Raw genomic sequence first — 23,745 nt, forward strand, 5'->3', positions numbered from 1 at the left:
TCCGGCATGGTGGAGCCTCAGGCCCGGGCGAACCGGCCCAGCCCGAAGCGCCGCGAATAACCCTCGAACGCCGTTTCGATCATCTCGCGGCTGAGGCCGAAGGGTTCCAGGGCGTAATCATAGCGGCCATAGCGATTGGAAGCATTTGCCGGATCGGCCAGCCACGTCCGCATCCGGCTGTCGAATTCGGGCGTGTAATCCATTTGCCAGTGGCCATAGGCTCGCCGGATCACATCCACGGGGTCACTTGTCAGGTCCTGGAAATCGACATGGAAAATGCGAGGATCGTCAACCAGCGGATTTTTCATCGTTTCGGCCAGCGATGCCGCGATGCTTTCGACAAAGGCTGGACCGAGGGCCTGAAAATCCATCTGCCAGTTGGTGATACCGCCATAAAGCACCGCCGTGATCGCCATGATCGAGGGATGGACCTGAACCGGGTCGCGATGCGGCCAGATGCACAGCGCGTCGGGATAGGCCTCGAACAGCGCATCCAGCGCGAACTGGTGGTATATTCCCTTGGCTACCCAATGGCCGGTCGGCTGCTGCCACTGCAAATGTTGCAGGAACTGGCGATGGAAGCTGTACGCCGCGGCGATATTGCTGGCGTCCAGGATCATCGCCAGCGCCGGCAGCTTGTACAATAGCGACGGATAGGCGTTCTGAAAGTCGAGGGTGAAGATTTCCTCGCATTCGATCGGGCAATGGCCGCGCTTGTCCCAATAGGGGTGAAGCGTGAGCAGGCCGGGCGCGCGCATCAGCAGCTCGTCCAGTTCCCTGGCCGTGAGTTCTATCCGCTCCGGCGTTACCGGCACTTCGCCTGGCGGCGGGCTTGGCGAATGGCTATGCCACCAGAGCGGGGTACGCGCGCCGGGGTCCTCGGCCAGCAACGAATGGATGAGTGTCGTGCCGGTCCGGCCGAAGCCGATGACGAAAATGGGCCGCTCTATCTTTTCCTCTGCGATGGCGGGAATGCGTTTCCGGTCCGCCGCGAGCCGCAGGCGAGTCGAAAGCAGCTTGCGCAGTTGCAACTCGACATCCGACTTCTGTTCGGGACGCAGGGGCGGCTGTTCGTTGAGCCAGCCCGTGAACCGTTCCACCCTGCCGACAAGAGCGGGATCGAGCGCATCGAAATTGCCGGCGATTATCTGAGACGTGCGGATGAGCGCTGCTGCATCTATGCCGCTCGACAGGTCAGCAACGGTTCCCACATTTTCCGATCGGCTGCGCATCACCCCTCCTGACTAGTTCACCTGGATTTGCATATGCTGGAGCAATAGGCGCCTGAAAGTCAATTAAACTGGATATTATCACATGGGCGAACGATAATGATGAGAACGTTCGTTCCTATCCTGCTCCGCGACCAGCGCTTCTGCGATATTCAGTGATTCTATCATCGCATGATATTGCTGCTCGCTGAGCGCGGTGGGCCAGAGGATATGCGGAGCGGAGCGGTCGAGCTCGACCAGCCTGGTGAGCGCGGCGTGGCCTGCCTCCGTCAATTCGATGAACAAACCGCGCCGATCGTCCGGATTGGGCACCCGGCGAATAAAGCCCAGCGCCTCCAGCCGATCGACCCGCTTGGCGACGCCTGCAAGCGACATCAGGAAATAATGTTTGAGCGCGGTGGGCGCGATGCGATGGGGCGGTCCCACGCGGTACAGGGCATCGAGCAGGAGCACGTCGCCGGATGTCAGCCCTTCCCGCGCGGCCGACAGTGTCATGTGCCGTTCCATGCTCCGGGCCAGGCGCAACAGGCGCGTCGTGACGGAGTAGGAGCGAACCAGCAGCGGATCATAGTCTGTCGCCCAGGCAGCCAGAGCCGCCTGAAGCGGGTCGGCCGCGGTGGGCGCCGGAACCTCGTCGACCTGCACCTGCGGATCGGGCAGGATGCGAAAGGCCGGTCCGGGCGCCAGTCGCCGGTCGGCCGACCAGAGCAATATGCCCGCCTCTATCAGCTGATCGACGCGCCGGGATGCCGATGATTTGCTGGCATAATCCCACAGCCTGGCAAGGCCCGCCATGGATGGGATGGTGCGGTGCACCGCATAATGCACTTCGAGAGCGGCGCGGCATGCCTCCACGCTGCGCTCGCCTTCTTCAGTCCTGGCCCGTCCCGTCATGGCACCACAAAGACACAGGGTGAGGCGATCCGCAAGAGCCTGGTCCGGCCCTCAACCGCGTGATCCCTTGCAGAGCTTAGCCGAAGATGCTGTCGCCAAAGCGTTCGCCATGCTGGATCAGGTCACCATATTGTTTTTCCATGCACATCAACCGGCGAAAATAATGGCCGATCGCATATTCATCGGTCAGCCCATAGCCGCCATGGACCTGAATGCCATTGCGCGAGACTGTCTGCCCCGCCTCTCCGATGACAAGGCGCGCGGCGGAAAGCGCGGCCGACCGCGTCGCCTCATCCTCATCCGCATTGGCCAAGGCGTGGTAGAGCATCGAACGCGCCTGATGGGCGGCGACGAAATTATCGGCCATGATATGCTGGATCGCCTGAAAGGAACCGATGGCGACCCCGAACTGCTTGCGCTCCTGCACATAGGCGCCACAGACCTTGTTCGCGGCTTCCATCGCGCCGACCGCCTGCGCCATCAGCGCGATCGAGGCACGATCGATGGCCTCGCGCAGCACCGCCGCGCCGCGATTACCGCCGATCAGCAGAGCCGCGGACGGGAGCGTCACGTCGGCAAGGACGATGTCGGAGGCGCGTGTGCCATCGACCAACGCATAGGATTCAACCGAAAGGCCGGGCGCATCGGCGGGCACGAGGAACAGGCCGACGCCCTCTTCCCCCTCCAGACGGGCCGAGACGATCAACTGCCCCGCGCTGGGCGCATCGAACGCCATGATCTTCGTGCCGGACACAATATATCCGTCATCGGAACGGCGGGCGCTGGTACCGGTCACCTCGACGTCGAGCGGATGAGCGCCATTTTCCTGATGCGCAAGCGCGATGCGCAGCGTGCCGCCCGCAACCTCGCCCAACAGGTCCAGCGCCCGCGCTTCGTCCGCGGATTGCTTGAGCACATGCCCCCCAAGCACGATCGTGCTGATATAGGGTTCGGTCGCCAGCGCCTTGCCCAGCGCAATGTTGAGCAGCGCAATATCCTCTATCGTGCCGTCCAGACCACCCGCTGCTTCCGGCACCGGCAGGGCAAGCCATCCCAGCTCCGCAAACTGCATCCAGCGTGCCTCGTCAAAGCCCGTCGCGCTCGATCGCTGATGCCGCCAATATTCGACGTCGGCATTTTCAGACAGCAACCGTTCGGCGCTGTCCAGAAGCATCGTCTGAATGTCGGACTTCGCGAAATCCATTGTTCCTGTCTTCCTGTCAGAGGCCGAAGGCGAGCTTGGCCAGAATATTCTTTTGGATCTGCTTCGACCCGCCATAGATGGTCGCCGCCCGGTTGATCAGCGCCACCGTCGTTCGGCCGGGGGCATAATCGGCCCACACATCCGTGGGCGCAGGGGGAGGCGCAGGGGCCACATCGAAGAAGCGCAGCGCCTTCGCGCCCAAGGCGTCGACCTGCAACATGGTGATTTCCTGTTGCAGTTCGGAACCCCGGATTTTCAACACGGAGGCGGCGGCAGCCTCCGGCGCGTCGAATTCCTCATGCGCCAGCACGCGCAGAACCGACCATTCCAGCGCAAGCAGATCTGCCTCCGCTCTGGCGAAACGGGCGCGGAAGGCAGGGTCGTCAGCGACGCGGCGGCCTCCTGTCATTTCGCCGAGCGCGATGTCCTTCGCGCGTGCCAGTTCACGCTTGCTCCAGTAGATAAAGCTCGACGTGGTGCGCTCATGCTCCAGCAGGAACTTGGCGTAGGTCCAACCCATACCCGGTTCCCCGATCAACTGGTCGGCTGGAACCTCGACATTGTCCAGGAACACTTCGCACAGATGCGCTTCGCCGTTGATCTGCGGGATCTGGCGCACGGTGACGCCCGGCGTATCCATCTTGATGATGAGGAAGCTGATGCCGCGCTGCGGCTTCACATTCTTGTCGGTGCGGACCAGGAAAAAGCCCCAGTCCGCGTGGGCGGCGCCGCTGGTCCAGATCTTCTGCCCGTTGACGATATATTTGTCGCCGACCAGTTCGGCGCTGGTGCGCAGCGAAGCGAGATCGGAACCCGACCCCGGTTCGGAAAAGCCCTGCGCCCACATGGTCGCGCCTTCGCGGATCATGGGCAGGAACCTGTCCTTCAGATAACCGGAACCATAGGTATAGAGCACCGGTCCCAGCATATGCGTGCCGCCCCAGTCGAATTCAGGGGCGTCGGCCTTGTACAGTTCCTCATTGAAGATGAAGAGCTGCATCGGTGTCCAACCGCAACCGCCAAACTCCACCGGCCAGTGCGGCACGGATCGGCCATGAGCGTTGAGGATGCGCATCCATTCCAGCAGATCGGGCACGGCGGCGTTATTGGCAACCTTGCGACGCTGACGTTCCTTCATCTCAGCGGGCAATACGCTGTCGATAAAGGCGCGCACTTCCGTCCGGAAGGTCTGAAGATCGGGATCGAGGCGCAATTCCATCGGATCGGCTCCGGCTATCTGTATGGTGATTGGAATGTCCATGGCCTGCACCGCCAAGGGGTGCAAGCAGCATGGGCCGCGGCATCATCCATGCGATGGTGCGACAGTGTGATTTGACAGCAGGACGACCGTCATGATGAAGATCATACATGCAAAATGCAGAAACAACAGATGCGCATTGCGATTGCGACAGCCTGATATGGATTTCAGGCGCCACCGAGGGCATAGGATTGGGCCTGGCGCGCAATGTTCCTTATGTCAACGCGCGCGTCGTCAACTTGTCGCGACGGCCCCATCCCGACCATGAGAGCGTCTTCCTGGACCTCGCTGATCCGGCAAGCTGGAATGATGTCGGCTCTCATTTTGCCGACAACCTCAGCCGGTTCCGCGGCTCCCGCGCGATCTTCATCCAGAATGCGCACATGAAGGGGATGACCGGCTTTGTCGGAGAGGTCGCGCCCGACGATTATGCCCGCGACATTGTCGCCAATGTCGCCGCGCCCCTGCGGCTGGCGGAAATGTTCGTGCGCGCGGTCGGGGAGAGCGGCTTTGCCGGAGAGGCGGGGCTGGTCCTCATGTCCTCTTCTTCCGCCCGTTCACCTACCATAGGACAGAGCGTCTATTGCGCGGGCAAGGCCGCCCAGGAAATGTGGGTTCGCGTTACCCGCAGGGAACTGGCGCTGCGCGGAAAGGACAATATCTGGGTGACGGCAGTGCGGCCGGGATTTGTCGACACGGCTCTTACCCGCCATGTCGCCGCCATGGCCGACAGCGACTATCCCATTGCATCGCAGATGCGCAGGCAGATGGAACTGGGCATCGGCGTCATGGACATAGACACAGCCGCGCGCCAGATCTGGGATGCACTGCCCACCGACCAGTCGCTCCTGCTGTTTGGGGAGCAGGTGCGCCAACCGAGCTGAACAGCTCCATCCGGGCGAAGTGAAAGGGCGATCTTCGTCAGGTTTCGGCAAGGATCATGTCGGAACCCTTTTCCGCGATCATCATCGTCGCCGCATTGGTGTTGCCTGAGACGACAGCGGGCATCACAGAGGCATCGACGACCCGCAGGCCTTCCACGCCGTTGACTTTCAGCTTTCCGGAAACGACCGCGTCCGGCCCCACGCCCATGGCGCAGGTCGACGCCTGATGATAGCCGGTCGACCCGCTGGAGCGGGCAAAGCCCAGTAGTTCCTCGTCGCTCTGCAATGCCGCGCCCGGCGTCAGTTCATGATCGAAATAGGGGGCAAGGGCAGGACTTTCCATGACGCGGCGTGCCCAGCGCAGACAACCGACCTGCGCCCGGCAGTCTGCTTCGGCCGAAAGGAAATTCGGCCTGATCGCCGGCGCGTCATGGAAATCGCCGCTCCTGATATGGATCGAGCCCTTTGACTGCGGCCGCATCACATAACCGCCCACCGTGATGCCGGGCAGCTTTTCCATCGTCATCGCGCCCTTCAGCGCGAGCGCCTCGAAATCAACCGTCGCGGGGCTGGCGAAGAATTGCAGATCGGGCAGGTCGAACGACGGATCGGACTTGAGGAATGCGGTCAGATTCGAGCCGCCCAGCGCCAGCAGACCCGTCCGGTTCATGGCAAAACGCAGCATCTGCCCCACCAACGGCAAGCCACGCGACATGGCGTTGAAGCTCGCAGCACCCGGTTTGAGGCGGGCGCGAACCATCGCCGCATAATGATCCTGGAGATTTTCACCGACATTCGGACTGTCGACAAGCGTCGTAATGCCCAGCTCCCGCAGCCGCTCGCCCTGCCCTATGCCTGACAGCTCCAGCAATTGGGGGGAATTGATCGCACCGCCCGACAGGATGACCTCTCGGCGCGCGCGCACCTGCCGGATGCGGCCGCCCTTCCAATATTCGATGCCCACGGCTTTCCTGCCTTCGAACAGGACGCGCGTGGCATGCGCGTGAATGATGACCTGGAGATTGGGCCGCTTCATCGCCGGATGCAGATAGGCAACGGCCGCCGATACGCGCATGCCCTTATAGGCGTTGAGCCGGATACGGGCCACGCCTTCCCGGGTGGTGCCGTTCAGATCGTTGGAGATCGGGGCACCAGCTTCCTCGAAGGCCCTGGTCATAACATCCAGCATGGGATGTCGGATCGGCACGTCGCTTATCTTGAGGGGGCCGACCGGCCGGTCGCTGCCGACATCCGCGCCCTGCTGATTTTCGATCTTGCGAAAATAGGTTTCGGCGTCTTCCCATCCCCAACCGGTCAGTCCCCTTTGCCGCCAGCCGTCATAATCCTCCGGCAGGCCACGGACCCAGATGATGCCGTTGATGGAAGAGGAGCCGCCCAGAACCTTGCCACGCGGGAACACATGCCGCCTGCCGTCCGATCCCGGATCGGGTTCGGTCATATAGTTCCAATTGACGCGAGGATCCTTCAGCATCCTGGTGAAGCCTGCAGGCACGTGAATGTTCATCGTGCTCATCGCCTGCGCGGGGTTGAGAAGATTCTGCAGCGGCCTGTCGTCGCCGCCCGCCTCCAGCAGCGCAACCTTGTGACGGCCGTTCGCGCTCAGCCGGTTGGCGAGCACGCAGCCGGCCGATCCGGCGCCGACGATGACATAATCGGCTTCCGCCTCCACGACGCTGTGCGCCTCGACCATGATGGCTTTCTCCTTTCCCAAGCTGCTGTGCATAGCGGGGAAGCGCAAAGGGTGTACAAGCCTTGTGCGGACCTTGACGACGAACATCGCTCTTATGATGGCTGGACTTGCGCCATCGAAATCGGGCCGCTGGCAACGCTATGATTGCATCGGAACAAGGTCTGGCCAAGGATGAGGACAAAATGACGGGGCTTTTCTCGCTTGCAGGCCGCACGGCGATGGTCACGGGCGCCTCTCGCGGCCTGGGCCGGGCGATCGCGCTGGGGCTTGCGGAAGCCGGGGCATCGCTTGTCCTTGCCGCGCGCGACGCCGCAAAACTGGAAGAAACGGCCGAGAACATCCGTGCGGCAGGCGGTCAGGCGCGAACGATCGCCTTCGACCTGGCGGATCTGGAAGCTGTGCAGAACGCGACCGAGAGGCTGAACGCCGAAGAGCCCGGCATCGACATACTGGTCAATAATGGGGCTATCGGCGGATGGGGGCCGCTCCACCAGTCCACCCTGGCGCATTGGGAAAACATGTTCGATGTGAACGTATCGTCCATGTATCTGCTGTGCCGCGACCTGTCTAAGGGAATGGTGGCGCGCAAATGGGGGCGGATCATCAATTTCGCCTCCTATGTGTCCGACACGGGGCGGCCCAACCTGTCCGCCTATGTCGCCAGCAAGCATGCGGTTCTCGGCCTGACGCGATCGATCGCGGCGGATCTGGCCCCCCATGGCGTGACCTGCAACGCCATAGCGCCCGGCTTCTTCGACACGGACATGGCCGCGCCCACGGTCGGAAACCCGGCGCGGGCGAAAATCTTCCGAAGCGCCATAGCACTGGACCGTTTCGGCGATCCGAAGGAGATGGTCGGCCCGGTCCAGTTCCTGGCGTCCGATGCGTCGGGCTATATCACCGGCCACATGCTGCCGGTGGACGGCGGCGTCGCCAACATCCTGTCGCTGCCCGTCGTTGTCGAGACCTGACCAGCGTCCCGCCCATATTTGCCGTATCCTGAAGGAACTTCGCATGACCGATACGCTCGTCAATCTCGCAAGCCCGGAGAAGCTGTTCATTGGCGGCGGCTGGACCAATTCTTCCGGGTCCGATGGAATAGAGATCATCTCCCCCGCCACCGAGGAGAAGGTGGGCCGCGTCGCCAAGGCAACGACTGCGGACATGGATCGCGCCGTCGCGGTCGCGCGCGATGCCTTCGACAATGGCCCGTGGCCGCGTATGACCGGCCCGGAACGTGCCGTCTATCTGCGTCGCATCGCCGGTGAGATGGCCAAGCGGAGCGACGATTTCGCGCGCGCCTGGTCGATGCAGGTGGGCATGCCCTATTCGCAGTCGTCGATGACCGCGCCCTTCATGGGCGGCTATTACACCTACGCCGCCAATCTTGCCGAAAAGGGGTTTGAGGAGGTGCGGCCCGCACTGGCTGGCGGCCATGCCATTGTCGTGCACGAGCCGGTGGGCGTGGTCGCCGCCGTGGTGCCGTGGAACGCCCCGCTCGCCACCCTTTCGCTCAAGGTGGCCTTCGCGCTGGCCGCCGGCTGCACGATCATAGCCAAGCCATCGCCCGAAACGCCGCTGGAAGCACTGATCCTGGCCGAATGCATTGCAGCGGCAGGCGTGCCGGAGGGCGTCTTTTCCGTACTGACGGCCGATCGTGACGTCTCCGATCATCTGATCCGGCATGAAGGAGTGGACAAGGTCAGTTTCACGGGTTCGACCGCCGCAGGCCTTAATATCGCCTCGATCGTCAGCGCGCGGTCGGGACGCATCACGACCGAGCTGGGCGGCAAGTCCGCCGCCATCGTCCTGGACGACGCCGACATCGGCAAGGTCGTGGAAGGCATCATGCCGAACCTCGTCGGGCTGTGCGGCCAGCAATGCGCCGCGTTCAGCCGCATATTGGTACCCCTGTCTCTGAAGGGCGCAGTGGAGGAGGCCATGGCCGCCGCAATGCAATATGTGCAGGTGGGCGATCCCTTCGTCGAAACCACGCAGATGGGCCCGCTCGTCACCCAGCGCCAGCATGGCCGCGTCTTCGACTATATCCGGCAAGGCAAGGCGCAGGGCGCCCGCATCGTCACCGGCGGCAATCGCCCGACGCATCTCGACAGGGGCTGGTTTGTGGAACCGACGCTGTTCACCGACGCCAGCAATGACATGACCATCGCCCGCGAGGAGATTTTCGGACCCGTCGGCACGATCATCGCCTATGGCAGCGAGGAAGAGGCCATCGCCATCGCCAACGACAATATCTACGGGCTGTCGGGCGGCGTCTTCACCCAGGATGTCGAGCGCGCCTATCAAGTCGCCCGGCGCATTCGAACCGGCAATTTCGGCCATAATGGCCGCGTCATCGATTACACCATCCCCTATGGCGGCTTCAAACAGTCCGGCGTGGGCCGCGAAGGCGGAGTGGAGGGACTACACGGCTTCACGGAGGTCAAGGCTGTCTTCATGCAGGAACTGCCTGCTCATCTGAAGGCCTGATCGCCCTTGCCACCCCCGGCGCGAACGGAGAGGCCCGACAACAGCAGCGACTGGCCCGACAATTATGGTCCTGCCAGCGCCTGGTGGACGGTGTTCATCCTGACGATCTTCCAGATCGTGTCGATGATCGACCGACAGGTCATATCGGTGCTGATCCCGGAAATGCGGGCGGACCTTGGCCTCAACGATTTCCAGATCAGCCTGGTTCAAGGCCTTTCCTTCGCTCTGTTCTACGGACTTATGGGATTGGTGATCGGTGGGTTGGTCGATCGCTATTCTCGGCGCGCAATCATGTTCGCGGGCATAGTGGTCTGGTCGCTAGCAGCAGCGGGCACGGGGCTGGCGCGCAGCTACCACGAGTTGTTCGCTGGTCGCCTGCTGGTCGGCGCGGGTGAGGCGGCGGTATCGCCGGCGGGGCAGTCGCTCCTGTCGTCCATCTTCCCCCGGCACCGGCTGACCACCCCGATCGCCTGTCTTTCCGTGTCCGGCGTCATCGGCATATCGCTGTCATATGCGCTTGGCGGCAATCTGCTCGCCCTATTTTCGGCGCAGCCGCTGGGCGGCCCGCTCTCTGGCCTTGCGCCATGGCGGCAGGTGCTGGTGGTGACGGGCCTGCCGGGCGTGCTGATCGCCTTCCTGGCGTTCGCCTTTCGGGAACCGAAGCGCCGCAGCCTGACCCCGCCGGACCGGCGGGCGGCGACCTGGGGCGCGTTCTTCCGCCATATCGGCACGCATCCGCGGCTAATGCTGGGCTTGATCCTGGGATCGGCGGTGATGGCAGTCGCCATACAGGGCACCATGGTGTGGACCCCAACCTATGCCCGTCGGGTGCTCGGCGCGAGCGCGGCGGACGTCGGAACAATGATGTCGTTCGCGGTCGCGTTGGGCGGTATCATCGGTGGCCTGTCGCTCGGCCTGTTCATCGACCACCGTTTCGCGCGTGGTACCCGCGACATGGCGCTGCGACTGCTGTGCGGCTTCTGCATCGCCATTCCTCCTTGCCTGGCCGCTGCCTTTGCGCTCGGCAATTTCACGCTGCTGTTCGGCGCGATCACACTGATGATGATGACCATGGGTTCAAGCTATGGCCCGACCATGGCCGCCGTGCAGATGATCGCCCCAGTGGAGATGCGCGGTCGGTTCGCCGCGCTGATGGTGCTGGCTTCCAATCTGTGCGGCTATGCGCTGGGGCCGATGCTGATCGGCTTTCTGACGGATTATGTCTTTGGCGATCCCATGAAGCTCGGCTGGTCGATCATCACCTGCCTCCTGACCGCGGGGCCGCTCGCGGCATGGATGGTGTGGTCGGCGCGCGGCGACTTCCTGCGCCGTCTGGATCAATGAGGACAGCCATCACAACCGCGCTTATGTCGCGGCCGTTCTTCCTTCAAAGGCACGTTCGGCCCATGCTGCCATGCGGCATCGGCAAAGCACTGAAAAGGCCATCATGACGACGACTATTCCCGCCCTTATGCGTAGCGCAGCCGCGCGCCACGGCGACCGACCTGCCCTGGTTTCGCAGACAGACGGAGCGATCAGCTATCGCGAACTCGACCGCCAGGCCGATCTGGTCGCAAAGGCGCTGATCGCGGATGGCGCCCAGCCGGGCGACCGGGCCGTCATCTGGGCGCCCAATATGTGGGAATGGGTCGCCATAGCCATCGGCATCCAACGCGCCGCCGGCGTCATGGTGCCGCTCAACACGCGCCTCAAGGGCGGCGAGGTGTCCGACATCGTGCGCCGGGGCAAGATCCTGCGCCTGTTTTCCATCGGCAATTTCCTTGGCCGCTATTATCCGGCCATGCTGAAGGACGAGGCGATGCCCGAACTGCGCCGCCGCATCGTGCTGCGTGCCGAACCGCAGCAATTGGGCGAAGGCGAAATCCGGTTCGAGGATTTTCTCGCCCTGGCCGACAGCAGCAGCGATGCACAGCTTGCCGAGCGCGAAGCAATGGTGAAGCCCGACACGCTGGCTGATCTCATGTTCACGTCCGGTACCACGGGAGCACCCAAGGGCGCTTTGTTCGATCACCGCCGGTCGCTGGGTGGAGGTCAGGCCTGGGTGGACATTGCGCGGCAGACGGCGGACGACCGCTATGCCGCCTTTGGCCCCTTCTCCCACAATGCTTCCTACAAGGCGGGCTGGGTCGCGTCATTGATCGCGGGCAGCACGCTCTATTGGCCCGAAGCCTATGATCCGGCCAGCGTCCTGGACCTGGTGGCGAAAAACGGCATCACGGTCATGCCCGCCCCGCCCACCGTGTTCCAGGAGATGCTGGCCTTTCCCAACTGGCGCGACTGGGACATTTCCAGCTGGCGATTCATGTCGACGGGATCGACCGTGGTGCCGATCGAACTGATGAAGCGGCTTCAGGCGGAAACCCCGATCCAGGAGATCAGCACCGGCTATGGCATGACCGAATGCTGCGGTTCCGCCACGCACACCCGGCCGGGCGATCCGATGGAGCGCATCGCCTATACGGTCGGCACGGCGATTGCCGGCACGGAAATCCGGATTGCCGGACCGGATGGCCGCGCTTTACCGGTGGGCGAGCCGGGAGAAGTGCTGATCCGCGACAACAAGTTGCTGATCGAATATCTGGACAATCCGGAGGCGACCTTATCCACGCTGGACGCAGAGGGCTGGCTGCATTCGGGCGATGTCGGTTGCCTTGACGCGGACGGCTATCTGAAGCTTACCGACCGGCTGAAGGACATGTACATCGTCGGCGGTTTCAACGTCTATCCGGCCGAGATCGAGAAGCAGATGTCCGGTCTGCCGGGAATCCATCAATCCGCCATCATCGGCGTACCCGACCAACGGCTGGGCGAGGTGGGGCATGCCTTCATCGTGCGTTCGGCCGGTTCGTCGATCACTGCAGAGGAAGTGATCGGCTGGGCAAAGGCCAATCTCGCCAATTACAAGATCCCCCGCGGGGTCACCTTCCTGGACGCCCTGCCGATGAATTCCACCGGCAAGGTGATCAAGTTCGCGCTGAAGGAACTTTACAGGACCCTGTGATCCTCATCCGCTGGCAGCATGAACCGGTCTGATTGTCAGGCTGCAACCTCGGGCCTTTCGAACTGGCGCAGATAATCGAAAAGGCCGGCAGGAGTCGGCTTTTTCGCCGGATCATACCAGGGCAGCAAATTCTTGAGCAATTGCGGGAAGAAGACCCTTCGCTGAAAATTGTTGAGCGCCTTGATGTCACGGTCAAGGGCGGCTTGCTCCACTTTCGTCATGGCCCTGCGGTCCTGTTCGATCAGATAGGAGAACATCCGGGCCATATAGCCCTGAAGATGAACCATGGCGTAGATGCAGCCATAGACACGATAGAAATAGCCGTTCCAGATCCTGCCCCACAGGCCGCGACTGTAAATCCGGTGATAGATCTGGAAGCATACTTCCCGATGTTCGAACTCTTCGGCCATATGCCATTTCCAGAGCGCCACGGCATTGGCATCGGCGCCCTCCGTCAGCGCATCCATCCGTTCGAACCATATGCTGCCTTGCCCCGCGCCCAGCGATTCGAAACCGTCGGCATAGGCCAGCATGAATTTGAGCGAGCGGTTTTTGATAAAGCCGTCCAAGTCGTCGGCGAGCTTCTTCTCGAATTCGGCGAGTTGAGGATAGCCTTGCGCCGCAATGACCTTGTTGAACTTCTGATGCTGGCGATAATGCTGCGATTCCTGAGCGATAAAGGCGGCCATGTCTTCTCGCAGCCGGTCCGAACCGGCGGGCAGGAATTCCATCGCCATGTTCAGCACCTTGATCAGCCAAGGCTCCACAGGCGCGGGGATGATAGAGGTCGCATTCTGGAATTGGGCGAAGGCGATATTGGGCGCCCAATGGGCCCGGACCTTCGAAAAATCGATACGGGGATAGCGGATGACGATGCCCATGGGCGCCCCTCCATTGGTGGTTTTCTACTGTTCTTTTTTGTTCAGGATACGCCATCGTACCATCGGTTTTCAAACCTGTCATGATTCCGAAGACCCGATCACGACTGTGATGCATCCGCCCGTGCATATCCGGTGAAGCAAGGGAGGGATTATGAAATGGCGATCATCAGGAGAGGCGCGTTGACCCCTACCCCCTTTCGCATCGATGTGCCGCAGGCTGTGCTCGATCATATCGGACACAGGCTGGCATGTAGCCGGATCGGCTATATGCCCGACGATCCCGACCAGTGGAAATATGGCATGGATGCGCGATATCTGGCCGAACTGGTCGATTATTGGCGCTCGACATATGACTGGCGCGCGGAGGAGCAGAAACTCAATCGCTGGCCGCAGTTCATGGCGGAGGTGGAGGGTATTCCCATCCACTTCTACCATGTGCAGGGCAGCGACGCCCGAAAGCCGCCGATCCTGTTAACGCACGGATGGCCGGGGTCGGTAGTGGAGTTTCAGGACGCGATGCCGCTGCTGGTCGAGGCCGGATTTTCCGTCGTCATTCCCTCCCTACCCGGATATGGCTGGTCGGGCCGCCCGCCCCGCCCCATCGGGCCGGCGCGCGTTGCAGCCATGTGGCGGACATTGATGGTCGACATACTCGGTTATGAGCGCTTTTTCGCGCAGGGGGGCGACTGGGGATCCGCTGTGACAACGCAATTGGGCATCAGCCACGCCGATGTGGTGCCGGCTATCCATCTCAATTTCTTCATGGCGCCGTCACCGGATGCCGATGCCGACGCAGAATTGCTCGACTATTGGACGCAGGTGCGCGCAGTGACGGAGGCGGAAAGCGGTTATCATCACGAACATGCCACCAAGCCGCAGACGATCGGCCTTGCCCTGCATGACAATCCGGTCGGCTGGGCGGCGTGGGTGGTCGAGAAATTCTGGCGCTGGGGCGATACCAAGGGCCACATAGAAAGCCGTTTCAGCAAGGATCACCTGATCACCAACCTCATGAGCTATCTTGTCACCGACAATGTGATGTCCTCGATCTGGATGTATTATGGGCTGCATGGCGACGCACTGGCGCCCGGCCCGGTGCCGGTTCCCACGGCGCTCGCTCATTTCCCCGGCGAATTCTATCCGATGCCCAGCCGGGCGCTGGCTGAACGGCAGTATAATGTGGCGCGCATGACGAAGATGGAGGCGGGCGGCCACTTCGCCGCAATGGAAGAACCCCGGGCGTTCGCGCAGGATGTCATCGAATTTTTCGAGAGCCGGATATGAACGCCAAGCTGAATGATGTGCTTTGGAGGGAGGAAGTCGGCGAAGGCATATTGCTGCTGACGATGAACCGGCCGGCGCAGCGCAATGCGATCGATCTCGTGCTGCTCGACGCCATGAATGCGGCGTTCGACGCTTTCGTGCAGGAAGACCGCTGGCGGGTCGCCGTGCTGACCGGGACGCCGCCCGCCTTTTGCGCTGGATTGGACCTCAAGACCTTCTCCGCCCCCGATGCGCCGCGCCAGTCCGTGACAGCCCTGATCCAGCGCGTGCCGCATCTGGGCAAGCCGATCATCGCCGCGGTTGGCGGTGCGGCCTATACTGGCGGCCTGGAGCTGGCGCTGGGCTGCGACTTCATATTGGCCAGCGATGATGCCCGCTTTGCCGATACCCATGCGAAGATCGGCGCATTGTCGGGCAGTGGTATGGGGTCGCGCCTTCCCCGCGCGGTGGGCGCGCGCTTTGCTCGCCAGATGATGCTGAGCTGCCAGCCCATCGACGCCGCCACGGCGTTGCGCGTGGGCCTGGTGAATGAGCTTTTGCCGGCGGAACAACTGCTGCCCAGGGCGGTGCAGATCGCAGAGGCGATCGCGGCGCATGATCCCGCGCTGATCCGCATGTCCAAGAGCGTCATCGATAAAGGAACGGAGACGACGCTGGCCGGCGCGCTGGAGATCGAAGCGGAGACTTTGCGAAGGCGCAAGGCCGAAGGAGCGATGAGTTGGAGTTCCGGCAAGCCGTCATGACGCCCGCGGTTCGCCCAGGTCCTATTCTTCCTTCAATCGCACGGCCAGGGGCGCTCGCTGTTCGTCCAGTTGGATCAGCAGATCGGCGCGGCCGGGCATTTCATCGAGAATGTGGCGTGTCAGGCGTTCATAGTGGCTGATGAACCGGATGAGCTGCGCATCGTCCATGACGCCCGGACCGGCAGCGCCGGATAGCCTGAGCGCCTGTTCCTGCTGCATTCGCCAGGTGGCGACCACATCCCAGCCCGGCGCAGCGAGCAGCACCAGAAAATCGATATGGTCGAACAATGGCTGATAGGGACCGGCCAGCGCCCTGTTCACGAACGATCGCCAGGTTCCTGACGGGTCTTCCGCCGATTCCAGGGCGTTGACGGGATGCTGGAGCGCGGCTTCGTCTTCGGGCATCGCGCCGACGCACCATCCTTCAAGGAGCACCACCTGCGTATCGGCCGGGGCGACTGGCCACTCCGACGGAGGCGATCGGTCGTCCCGCGCCTTGTCGAAGCGCGGGAGAGCCACGTCCTTCCCCGATCCGATGGAGTCGAGCAGGCGGATCCCCAGCGGGATATCATGCGTGCCCGGCACGCCGCGCGTCCGAAGCAGGGGGTGGACGTCGCGCGCCAGCCTTTCCCGGTCCTGGCGCGTCAGATAGAGATCGTCGAGCGACAGCGTCACCGCACGGTCCAGGCGGCGGCACAGCGCAGCCGCCAGCGTGGACTTGCCGCTGCCCTGCGCACCGCAGATGCCGACGATGATCGGTCGTCGCCTGGTCATCGCCGCCCGCTGCGCGATGGCCCCTGCAACGATCTCCTCAAGCGACATGATGGGGCAAGTCCGTTTCCCGGCCCGGTCGCCGTCGCCACCGGGCCCCTGTTTCTGTCAGATGCCCCAGAGCTGGGCTGCTGTGTCACCCAGTACCTTGCGCGCGGCGGGTTCGCCAACCGTATCGAAAATGCGCTTCATGATCACGTCGCTGCTGCCCATCACGCCTTCCGGGTGCGGATAGTCGGTCGACCACATCACCCGGCCGTCGCCGATGCGCGCGATATTCTCCATCGCGACATCGTCTTCCATGAAGGTGGTGTAACAGTGATTATGCCAGTACCAGCTCGGCTTCTGCGCCAGCTTGGGCCGCAATTCGGTCGCATAATCGCGCGCGACCTTGTCGGCATTTTCCAGAGTGCCGGGCACCCAGCTCGCGCCGCCTTCGGTGAAGACCACGCGCAGGCCGGGGAAACGGTCGAACACGCCGGAGAAGACCAACTGCCCGAACAGCCCGGTGAAGGGCATCAGATTGGCGTTCAGGTTCGCGCCCAGCGATCCCCGGCCGCTATATTGCAGATAGGCGCCGATGTGGAAGGACACGGGGAAGCCGCTGTCCTGGATCGCTTCCCAGAACGGGTCCATGTCCTTGCTGTTGTAGCGCACGCCCTTGGGACTGACCGGAATGTCGATCGCCTTGTAGCCGAGCTGCTTCAGTTTCTGGAGATAGTCCTTCGTCCGTTCCGGCCACAGGAAGGTCGGCAGCAGCGCGACCGGGTACAGCCGGTCCGGCGCGGCTTCCTTCCATTCCGCCGCCCATTCGTTGCAGACATCGACGCAGCGGAACCAGAATTCCTTGTCCGGCATGCGGATCAGGCTGTTGAGACGGCCATGATAGATGATGGCGGCGTCAATGCCCTCCGCATCCATGTCGACCAGGCGCTGCTGCACGTCCCAGAAACCCTCGCGTCCTTCGGGGAAGGTCGGCGGCAGGCCGGGCACGTCGTAATTTTGCCCGTCGACTTCCAGATGGAATCCTGTCTCGTCCTTCCAATATCTGGGCGCGCGATCCTTGTCCGCGCCCTTCAGCCGGTTTTCCCACAGCCCCGGCTCCTCGATCAGATGATCGTCGCTGGAAATGACGCGCATGCCGGCGGGCCTTTCCCAGCTTCTGGCCGGCATCACACGGTCCTTGGGCCATGGGGTCGCGGTAAAACTGTTCATCCTTTTCCATTCCTTCCTGGGGACATCGTCCGACACAGGGCCGCCGTCCGCTACCCCGCCTTGGCAGCCCTTATAGCATGGAGGAAGCAATAGGCGCCGGTGCCGGAGGACCCGGAACGATGTCATCAGATTTCTGATGAGTTGCCCCAAGTCCCCCCAAGATCATTGTTCAATGATCCTGAATGGTTTTTTCGTAAATTGCCCGATTATACAGGCGACCGATAAGGTTTAGCATGATCGCACTGGTCCGCCATCACGGCCCGGCGGCATATGCGAGGAGAGGATAATGCTGAAGGAAAACGAGGTTCGGGAAAAAGCCGGGATCAAGGTCCGCGCGCTCAGCCCCGGTTTCGGTGCGGAGATCATCGGTGTCGATCTTTCGCGTCCGGTGGACGATGCCACGGCCGAGGCCATTCGCGACATATGGATCGAGGCGGGACTGCTGCTGGTCCGCGATCCGAAGGCCGACGATGAAGCGCAGATGCGCCTGAGCCGTCTGTTCGGCGATATGGAACCGGCCGCCACGGCGGACATGAACGATCCCAACAACCAGTTCATGATGACGCTGAAACATGATCCCGCGGACGACAAGCCCCGGTTCCAGACCGATTATAATTTCGGCGGCCATGACCGGGCGGGCTATATTCCCTGGCACTGGGACCAGAGCTTCATGCCGACCATCGTGCGCGGCGCCGTGCTGCGCATGGAACAGCCGGCCACGCAGCTTGGCCGGACGGGGTTCATCGATGCGATCGAGGCCTATGAACGGCTGTCGCCCGAGATGAAGGAGAAGATCGATGGCATGGAAGTCGTCTATCATTTCGTGACCGACTTCCTGGAGTGCAAATATGGCGTGCCCGCGGACCTGCGCGCCCTGCCGCGCGCCAAGCCATCGAGCGGGGCGAAATATGATTTCCCGCCCGTGGTCCATCCGATGGTCATCACGCAAAGGGAAACGGGCCGCAAGGCACTCAAGATCTCGCCATTGCAGGCGCAGTATATTCTGGGCATGGATCGGGCCGAAAGCGATGCACTGCTGGCCGAACTGGCGGCTCATCTGACCGACGAGCGATATGCCTATTTCCACGACTGGCAGCGGAACGACATGCTGGTGTGGGACAATTGGCGGATGATCCACCATGCCGAGGGCGTGCCGCTGAACGTGCCGCGCAGCGCCCGCCGCACCACGATCATGGGCGACTATGCGGTGGGCCGCTATCTCGACCCCACGCTGGACCGCAACCGGGCGGTGAAGCGGATCGTCGACTGACGGCGCGTGGCGCCCGGCCGCCTGCATCAGGCGGCGGCCGGGACCCCCGGCCCTATCGTCCCGAGAAGCGGGGCGGCCGCTTTTCCATGAAGGCGGCGGTCGCCTCCCTGTAATCCTCTGTCATCGTGCCCAATATCTGGGTGCGGTTTTCCGCCTGTATCGCGGCGTCATAGCTGCCGGCGTCCAGATTGGCCCACATCAACGCCTTGGTATGGGCGACGGAATAGGGGCTGTTGGCAAGGACGGAGCGCGCATAGGCGATGCTGTCGTCGATCAGCGACTGCGGCTCCGAAAGCGAACGGACCAGGCCGATGCGTTCGGCCTCCCCAGCCTCGATCGCGCGGCCGGTCAGCAGGATGTCGAAGGCGCGGGCGGCGCCGATCATGCGGGGCAGCAGATAGGAAATGCCGCTTTCGCCGCCGGTCAGGCCGATCCGCACCGCCGCCACCAGAAATTTCGCGGCAGGGGTCGCGATCCGCACGTCGGCGCTGAGCGCGATCGCCATGCCCGCGCCCACGGCCGGGCCGTTGACGGCCGCGATCACCAGCTTCGGCATGGCCCGGATGCGTCCGCCCATGCCGGCGAACTGCTGCTGCCAGTGCAGTTTCTCGATGACGCCGCTGGCGCCCGTCTGGTTGCGCTGATTGGATGCGGCAAGGTCCTGGCCAGAACAGAAGCCGCGCCCGGCGCCAGTGATGATCACCGCCCGGCACGTGGGATCGGCCGCCAGTTCGTCCAGCAATCCGTTGAAATGCGCGACAGTCTCGCGAAGCAGGGCGTTCATCCGCGCGGGCCGGTTGAGCGTCAGCAGCACGATGCCGTCATCCTGTCCCGGCCGCTCAACGACAATATCTTCCTCGACCATCACCCTCTCCTGACCGACCTCTTCGCGAAGGTGCGACCGCCGCCGCCACATTGGCAAGCGGAAGATGCGTTCCCTACACATATGCGTAGAAAAGAGGGGCGGCTGTTCCCATCACGCGCTTTCGCGCAGAAACAGGGGCATGAGCCAGCACCAGCCCCCCGCCGCCGGAGCATCCCAGTTGCGCCTTGTCGCGCAGGAATGGGGGCGCGCCTGGCGTCCGGGCGTTGCGGCATTGTTCGCAGGATCGCTGGGCTATTCCCTGTACCCGGCGGTATCCAGCCTGTTCGTGGAGCCCCTGCAACAGCAATTCGGCTGGTCCCGCGGCGACATAGCCTTCGTTCACAGCTTCGGCCTGATCATCGCCTTCATCGCGCCGGTCATCGGCCGGATGACCGATCGTTACGGGGTCAGGCCGATATTGTCGGCGGGCCTGCTGATGACCGCCATCGGCTATGGCCTGCTCGCTTCGATGAGGGGGTCGCTCGGCTATTTCTATGTGGTGCATTTCGGCTTTGCGCTGGTCGGCATGGCAACGACCGGCATCACCGTCACCCGCATCCTGAGCGGCGCGTTCGAGCGGACGCGGGGAACGGCTCTGGCCATTGGCCGGTCCGGTCTGGCGGTCGCGGGGGGATTGATGCCGATGGCGCTCTATCCCGTGGTGCTGCGCTTCGGTACGGCAGGCGGCTATCTGCTGCTTGCCGCCTTCATCCTTCTGGTCGCCCTGCCTCTCATCTGGTTCTGGGTGCCCTCCCGCGCCATGGAGTTGCGGTCCGGTCGCGGATCGCTTCCGCCCGCGGACAGCGCCCTGTCCCTGTTGGCCAATGGGAAGGTCCGCATCCTGATCGCGGCCTCCGTCCTGAACTATGTGCCGGTGGTGGCGCTGCTTTCCCAGATGAAGCCTCTGGCGGTGGAGAAGGGTCTTGATGCCCTGGCCGCGGTCGGTGCCGTGTCGGTCATGGGGGCAGCGGCAGCCATGGGGGCCTTGCTCAGTGGCGTTCTGGTCGATCGTTTCTGGGCTCCGGCAGTCGCGTTCGTCCTCAACTTCGCGCCTGCCATCGGCTGCCTGCTGCTGCTCCAGCACGACGTGCCGCCCGCGCTTTTCTATGGCGCGGTATTGATGATCGGGCTTGGCCAGGGCGCGGAGATCGATATCGTGGCCTTCATGATCGCGCGCTATTTCGGGCTGCGCAGCTATGCCACCATCTACAGCCTGTCGACCCTGGGCATTGCGCTGGGCGTTGCGATGGGCGCCAGCCTGATCGGCATGGCCTATGATCATTTCGGCGGCTACGACATTGCGTTGATGGCCTGTTCAGGCAGTTTCTTCCTGGCGGCCCTGTTCTACCTGATGATGGGCCGCTACCCGGAGGGCGACCAGCCGGAGTGAGCCGCCCGCCTCAACCACGCAATCGGCGCAACAGGCATTCCTGCGCCGTCGAGGCGACGAGACGGCCGTCGCGGTCGAAAATCTGACCCCTGGAAAGGCCGAGCCCGTCGCTGGCCGAGGGGCTGGACGTCTGATGCAACATCCACTCCTCGCAACGGGCGGGGCGGTGGAACCACATCGAATGATCCATGCTGGTGATCAGGAATTCGCCGCTGTTGGTGGGCAGGAAATGCGGAATGGCCGATGCACCGCCCAGCCAGTAATCGCTGGCGAAGGCGAGCAGGCATTGCTGCAGCCGGGCATCGTCGACGGCGGCGGCCCCCGACTGCCGGAACCAGAAGGATCGCGCCGCCTCGGCAGGGCGTGCCAGCAAGTAGCTTTCCGGTGCGATCGGGCGCATCTCTATGACCAGCGCCGCCGCGAAATTATGGGTGACCGCCCGCGCCAGTTCCCCCGCCCGTTCGCGGACGAAATGCTGGATCGAGGCCACTTCTTCGGGCGGCGGCACGAGGGGCATCGATGCGTCCTGATGGACGAAGCCATCCTCCGCCGCGTGGAATTCGGCCATCATCGTGAAAATCGTCTGCCCATCCTGACGGGCGGTGATCAGGCGGTTGGCGAAACGACGGCTGTCGCGCAGGCGCGTCACCTGATAGTCGATCGGCATGTCGGTGCGGCCGGCGGCCAGGAAATAGGCGTGGAACGAACTGGCCGGCAGCGCCTCCACCGTCTTCATCGCCGAAAGCAGGGACTGGGCGAGCAAGCGACCGCCAAATACCGATCCGATATGATTCCTCGCCCCGGCCGATCCGATGAAACGGTCGGGGCCGGACTGCGTCACGTCGAGGACGTTGGAAATCGGTTCGCGCGTCGGCGCATGGTCATCCCTGTCCACGGGGGCGTCCACCGCGATCACCCATCCAGCCCCAGGGCGCGCCGCGCCGCCAGCACCGTGTCCATCTCGTCCAGGCCGCTCAACGGCACGTCATAGTCGGCGCGATCGTCAATCTGGCCAATATGGGCAGCGATGTCGTCACAGTCGGGCGCATCCGGGCCGGGGCTGTACCATCCGCGGGTCAGGCCGACGAACAGTCGCGAATATTTGCCGCCCAGCACCGAATACATGTGCTGGGAGGAGGCGCAGTCCCGACTGGCCATGTAACAGGCCAGGGCGGCGACGAATTCCGGCTTCATGCCCTCGATGAAATGGCGGGTGCGCGCGCCGGCGGCCTTGAGGAAATCGACGTCCGGGCGCTGATCGATCGGCGTGCCGCCCAGCCGGCCGCCCTGCGCGTTGGGGAACAGGGTATTGACGGCGATCCCGGCCGGCGCCTCCTGCGCGATGACGTTCATCAGGCCGATCAACGCGGTCTTGGCGGCGCCGTAATTGGCGCGATAGGGATTGCCGAACACGCCCGATTGCGAACTCACCAGAACGATCCGGCCATAGCCCTGGCGGGTCATGGCGCGATAGGCGGGCTGGCATATGTTGAAGGCGCCCTTCAGATGGACCGCCAATACGGATTCGAGATCCTCCTCGCTCAATGCGCCGAAGGCGCCGTTGCGCTGGTTCCCGGCGTTGGAGATGACGATGTCCACCCGTCCGAAGGCGTCCAGCGCGGCATCGATGATGGCCCGGCCCCCGGCCTCCGTCGCGACGGTGTCGTAGTTCGCGATCGCGCGGGCGCCCATCCCGGCAAGTTCGTCGACGACCGCGTCCGCATAGCCGGTGGAACCGCCCTGTCCCGTCGGATCGCCGCCCAGATCATTGGCGACCACCGCCGCGCCCCGGCGCGCCAGTTCCCGGCAGAAGGCCGAACCGAGTGCGCCGCCAGCACCCGTGACCACGGCCACCTGCCCACTGAAATCAATCGCCATCCGCGCCTCCTTTTGGGCGCGACCATGGCGGCCGCCCGGCATTCCGCCAAGCCGGGCGATGGAATTTCGGCCATGTGATGGATCGATGGACGGAGAGCTAATCCTTCCTGGGTTCGCTGGCCTTGAAAAGCATTCGTGCCAGCACGCCTTCCTCCACGTCCGTATCCGGCCCGCCCTCGGGGAAGAACCAGTCGCCGAGCAGCACCGAACCTGCCAGCATGCCGAAGCCATAGCGAACCATCAGTTCCGGCGGCACGTCGAATTCCAGTCCGGCCTGCTGATATTGCGAACGGATCCGGGCCACGGCCCGGGCGAAATAGTCATCCATTCCATGAATGGCCGCCAGATCCACGTCCCCCCTGGACTTGACCATTGCCAGGAGCAGGTCGGCATGGTCGCGCAGAAAGGGGTAGAGCGCCTGGACATAACGCATGCTGCGTTCTTCCCGGTCAGGCGGCAGGGTATCGCTGAAGGCCAGGAATTCCCGGAAACGGGCATTGAAAGGCTCTATCACCGCTTCGGTGAACAGCGCCTCCTTGCTGCCGAAATTGTTGAAGATCAGCGGTTCCGACACTTCCGCGCGCGCAGCGATATGGCGCGTGGTCGCACCGGAAAAACCCCGCTCCGCAAAAACGGCACGGGCGGCATCGAGGATGAGCGCGCGGATTTCCGCCGTGGAGCGCCGCGCGCGGCGGCGGCGCGCAATGACCTCAGTCGACCGATCGGAAATGTCATGCATGCGTCATTAAGCCATTG

Annotated in this window: 21 protein-coding genes; 9 read left to right on the forward strand and 12 right to left on the reverse strand. The window is 63.2% G+C overall.

The features are described from left to right. Positions 1 to 17: 17 nt before the first annotated feature. The 4 genes from MRBLMC3_RS11690 to MRBLMC3_RS11705 form a co-directional block, all read right to left on the reverse strand. Positions 18 to 1,232, reverse strand: a complete 1,215-nt coding sequence (locus MRBLMC3_RS11690; protein WP_363828913.1) for a sulfotransferase family protein — start codon at positions 1,230 to 1,232, stop codon at positions 18 to 20. 78 nt (positions 1,233 to 1,310) lie between these two features. Continuing rightward, on the reverse strand, positions 1,311 to 2,084 hold the full coding sequence (locus tag MRBLMC3_RS11695; RefSeq protein WP_363828915.1) for a MarR family winged helix-turn-helix transcriptional regulator: 774 nt from the start codon (positions 2,082 to 2,084) through the stop codon (positions 1,311 to 1,313). A 115-nt stretch (positions 2,085 to 2,199) separates the two neighbouring features. Further along, on the reverse strand, positions 2,200 to 3,327 hold the full coding sequence (locus tag MRBLMC3_RS11700; protein WP_363828917.1) for an acyl-CoA dehydrogenase family protein: 1,128 nt from the start codon (positions 3,325 to 3,327) through the stop codon (positions 2,200 to 2,202). A 16-nt stretch (positions 3,328 to 3,343) separates the two neighbouring features. Continuing rightward, complete coding sequence (locus MRBLMC3_RS11705; protein WP_363828919.1) at positions 3,344 to 4,588, reverse strand: acyl-CoA dehydrogenase family protein; 1,245 nt, start codon at positions 4,586 to 4,588, stop codon at positions 3,344 to 3,346. 107 nt (positions 4,589 to 4,695) lie between these two features. On the opposite strand from MRBLMC3_RS11705, the gene MRBLMC3_RS11710 reads away from it, so the two are divergent. Beyond that, positions 4,696 to 5,469: an SDR family NAD(P)-dependent oxidoreductase gene (locus MRBLMC3_RS11710; protein WP_363828921.1), complete on the forward strand. Its 774-nt coding sequence runs from the start codon at positions 4,696 to 4,698 to the stop codon at positions 5,467 to 5,469. A gap of 37 nt (positions 5,470 to 5,506) precedes the next feature. On the opposite strand, the gene MRBLMC3_RS11715 is transcribed toward MRBLMC3_RS11710, so the two are convergent. Beyond that, on the reverse strand, positions 5,507 to 7,180 hold the full coding sequence (locus MRBLMC3_RS11715) for a GMC family oxidoreductase (protein ID WP_363828923.1): 1,674 nt from the start codon (positions 7,178 to 7,180) through the stop codon (positions 5,507 to 5,509). 182 nt (positions 7,181 to 7,362) lie between these two features. Here MRBLMC3_RS11715 and MRBLMC3_RS11720 point away from each other — a divergent pair, with 182 nt between their 5' ends. From MRBLMC3_RS11720 to MRBLMC3_RS11735, 4 genes are all read left to right on the forward strand, one after another. Then, positions 7,363 to 8,151: an SDR family NAD(P)-dependent oxidoreductase gene (locus MRBLMC3_RS11720; RefSeq protein ID WP_363828926.1), complete on the forward strand. Its 789-nt coding sequence runs from the start codon at positions 7,363 to 7,365 to the stop codon at positions 8,149 to 8,151. 43 nt (positions 8,152 to 8,194) lie between these two features. Further along, on the forward strand, positions 8,195 to 9,670 hold the full coding sequence (locus MRBLMC3_RS11725) for an aldehyde dehydrogenase (protein ID WP_363828927.1): 1,476 nt from the start codon (positions 8,195 to 8,197) through the stop codon (positions 9,668 to 9,670). A 6-nt stretch (positions 9,671 to 9,676) separates the two neighbouring features. Beyond that, positions 9,677 to 11,014: an MFS transporter gene (locus MRBLMC3_RS11730; protein WP_363828930.1), complete on the forward strand. Its 1,338-nt coding sequence runs from the start codon at positions 9,677 to 9,679 to the stop codon at positions 11,012 to 11,014. Between the two features lie 103 nt (positions 11,015 to 11,117). Then, positions 11,118 to 12,692, forward strand: coding sequence for an AMP-binding protein (locus tag MRBLMC3_RS11735; protein WP_363828932.1), 1,575 nt, complete (start codon positions 11,118 to 11,120; stop codon positions 12,690 to 12,692). A gap of 35 nt (positions 12,693 to 12,727) precedes the next feature. Here the strand turns inward: MRBLMC3_RS11735 and MRBLMC3_RS11740 are convergent, their stop codons facing one another. Further along, the gene (locus MRBLMC3_RS11740; RefSeq protein ID WP_363828935.1) at positions 12,728 to 13,573 is read right to left on the reverse strand and encodes a metal-dependent hydrolase; all 846 of its coding nucleotides are present in this window, start codon (positions 13,571 to 13,573) and stop codon (positions 12,728 to 12,730) included. Positions 13,574 to 13,753: 180 nt separating this feature from the next. On the opposite strand from MRBLMC3_RS11740, the gene MRBLMC3_RS11745 reads away from it, so the two are divergent. Both MRBLMC3_RS11745 and MRBLMC3_RS11750 read left to right on the forward strand, forming a co-directional pair. After that, entirely contained in the window at positions 13,754 to 14,857 is a 1,104-nt protein-coding gene (locus tag MRBLMC3_RS11745) for an epoxide hydrolase family protein (RefSeq protein WP_363828937.1), read from the forward strand. Further along, on the forward strand, positions 14,854 to 15,600 hold the full coding sequence (locus MRBLMC3_RS11750; RefSeq protein WP_133651327.1) for an enoyl-CoA hydratase/isomerase family protein: 747 nt from the start codon (positions 14,854 to 14,856) through the stop codon (positions 15,598 to 15,600). The genes MRBLMC3_RS11745 and MRBLMC3_RS11750 overlap by 4 nt, the downstream gene beginning before the upstream one ends. A 21-nt stretch (positions 15,601 to 15,621) precedes the next feature. Here MRBLMC3_RS11750 and MRBLMC3_RS11755 read toward each other — a convergent pair whose 3' ends face one another. Together MRBLMC3_RS11755 and MRBLMC3_RS11760 are read right to left on the reverse strand one after the other, a co-directional pair. Then, positions 15,622 to 16,422 carry an AAA family ATPase gene (locus MRBLMC3_RS11755; RefSeq protein ID WP_133651328.1) on the reverse strand — a complete coding sequence of 267 codons (801 nt, stop codon included), beginning with the start codon at positions 16,420 to 16,422 and terminating at the stop codon, positions 15,622 to 15,624. A 57-nt stretch (positions 16,423 to 16,479) separates the two neighbouring features. Next, positions 16,480 to 17,586: an amidohydrolase family protein gene (locus MRBLMC3_RS11760; protein ID WP_363828940.1), complete on the reverse strand. Its 1,107-nt coding sequence runs from the start codon at positions 17,584 to 17,586 to the stop codon at positions 16,480 to 16,482. A 286-nt stretch (positions 17,587 to 17,872) separates the two neighbouring features. Between MRBLMC3_RS11760 and MRBLMC3_RS11765 the strand changes: the two genes are divergently transcribed. Beyond that, a complete protein-coding gene (locus MRBLMC3_RS11765) occupies positions 17,873 to 18,856 on the forward strand; it encodes a TauD/TfdA dioxygenase family protein (RefSeq protein ID WP_363828942.1) in 984 nt (327 codons plus the stop codon). 52 nt (positions 18,857 to 18,908) lie between these two features. On the opposite strand, the gene MRBLMC3_RS11770 is transcribed toward MRBLMC3_RS11765, so the two are convergent. Next, on the reverse strand, positions 18,909 to 19,721 hold the full coding sequence (locus MRBLMC3_RS11770) for an enoyl-CoA hydratase/isomerase family protein (protein WP_363828944.1): 813 nt from the start codon (positions 19,719 to 19,721) through the stop codon (positions 18,909 to 18,911). Positions 19,722 to 19,860: 139 nt separating this feature from the next. Here MRBLMC3_RS11770 and MRBLMC3_RS11775 point away from each other — a divergent pair, with 139 nt between their 5' ends. After that, positions 19,861 to 21,111, forward strand: coding sequence for an MFS transporter (locus MRBLMC3_RS11775; protein ID WP_363828946.1), 1,251 nt, complete (start codon positions 19,861 to 19,863; stop codon positions 21,109 to 21,111). Positions 21,112 to 21,121: 10 nt separating this feature from the next. Here the strand turns inward: MRBLMC3_RS11775 and MRBLMC3_RS11780 are convergent, their stop codons facing one another. The 3 genes from MRBLMC3_RS11780 to MRBLMC3_RS11790 all read right to left on the reverse strand — a co-directional run bounded on the left by MRBLMC3_RS11780 (position 21,122) and on the right by MRBLMC3_RS11790 (position 23,728). Further along, complete coding sequence (locus MRBLMC3_RS11780) at positions 21,122 to 22,027, reverse strand: acyl-CoA thioesterase (protein WP_363828949.1); 906 nt, start codon at positions 22,025 to 22,027, stop codon at positions 21,122 to 21,124. Then, on the reverse strand, positions 22,024 to 22,989 hold the full coding sequence (locus tag MRBLMC3_RS11785; RefSeq protein ID WP_363828951.1) for an SDR family NAD(P)-dependent oxidoreductase: 966 nt from the start codon (positions 22,987 to 22,989) through the stop codon (positions 22,024 to 22,026). Before MRBLMC3_RS11785 ends, MRBLMC3_RS11780 begins: the two co-directional genes overlap by 4 nt. A gap of 97 nt (positions 22,990 to 23,086) precedes the next feature. After that, positions 23,087 to 23,728 carry a TetR/AcrR family transcriptional regulator gene (locus MRBLMC3_RS11790; RefSeq protein WP_133651334.1) on the reverse strand — a complete coding sequence of 214 codons (642 nt, stop codon included), beginning with the start codon at positions 23,726 to 23,728 and terminating at the stop codon, positions 23,087 to 23,089. Positions 23,729 to 23,745: the final 17 nt, after the last annotated feature.

The organism is Sphingobium sp. LMC3-1-1.1, assembly GCF_040676285.1.
In the GTDB taxonomy this organism is placed as follows: Bacteria; Pseudomonadota; Alphaproteobacteria; order Sphingomonadales; family Sphingomonadaceae; genus Sphingobium.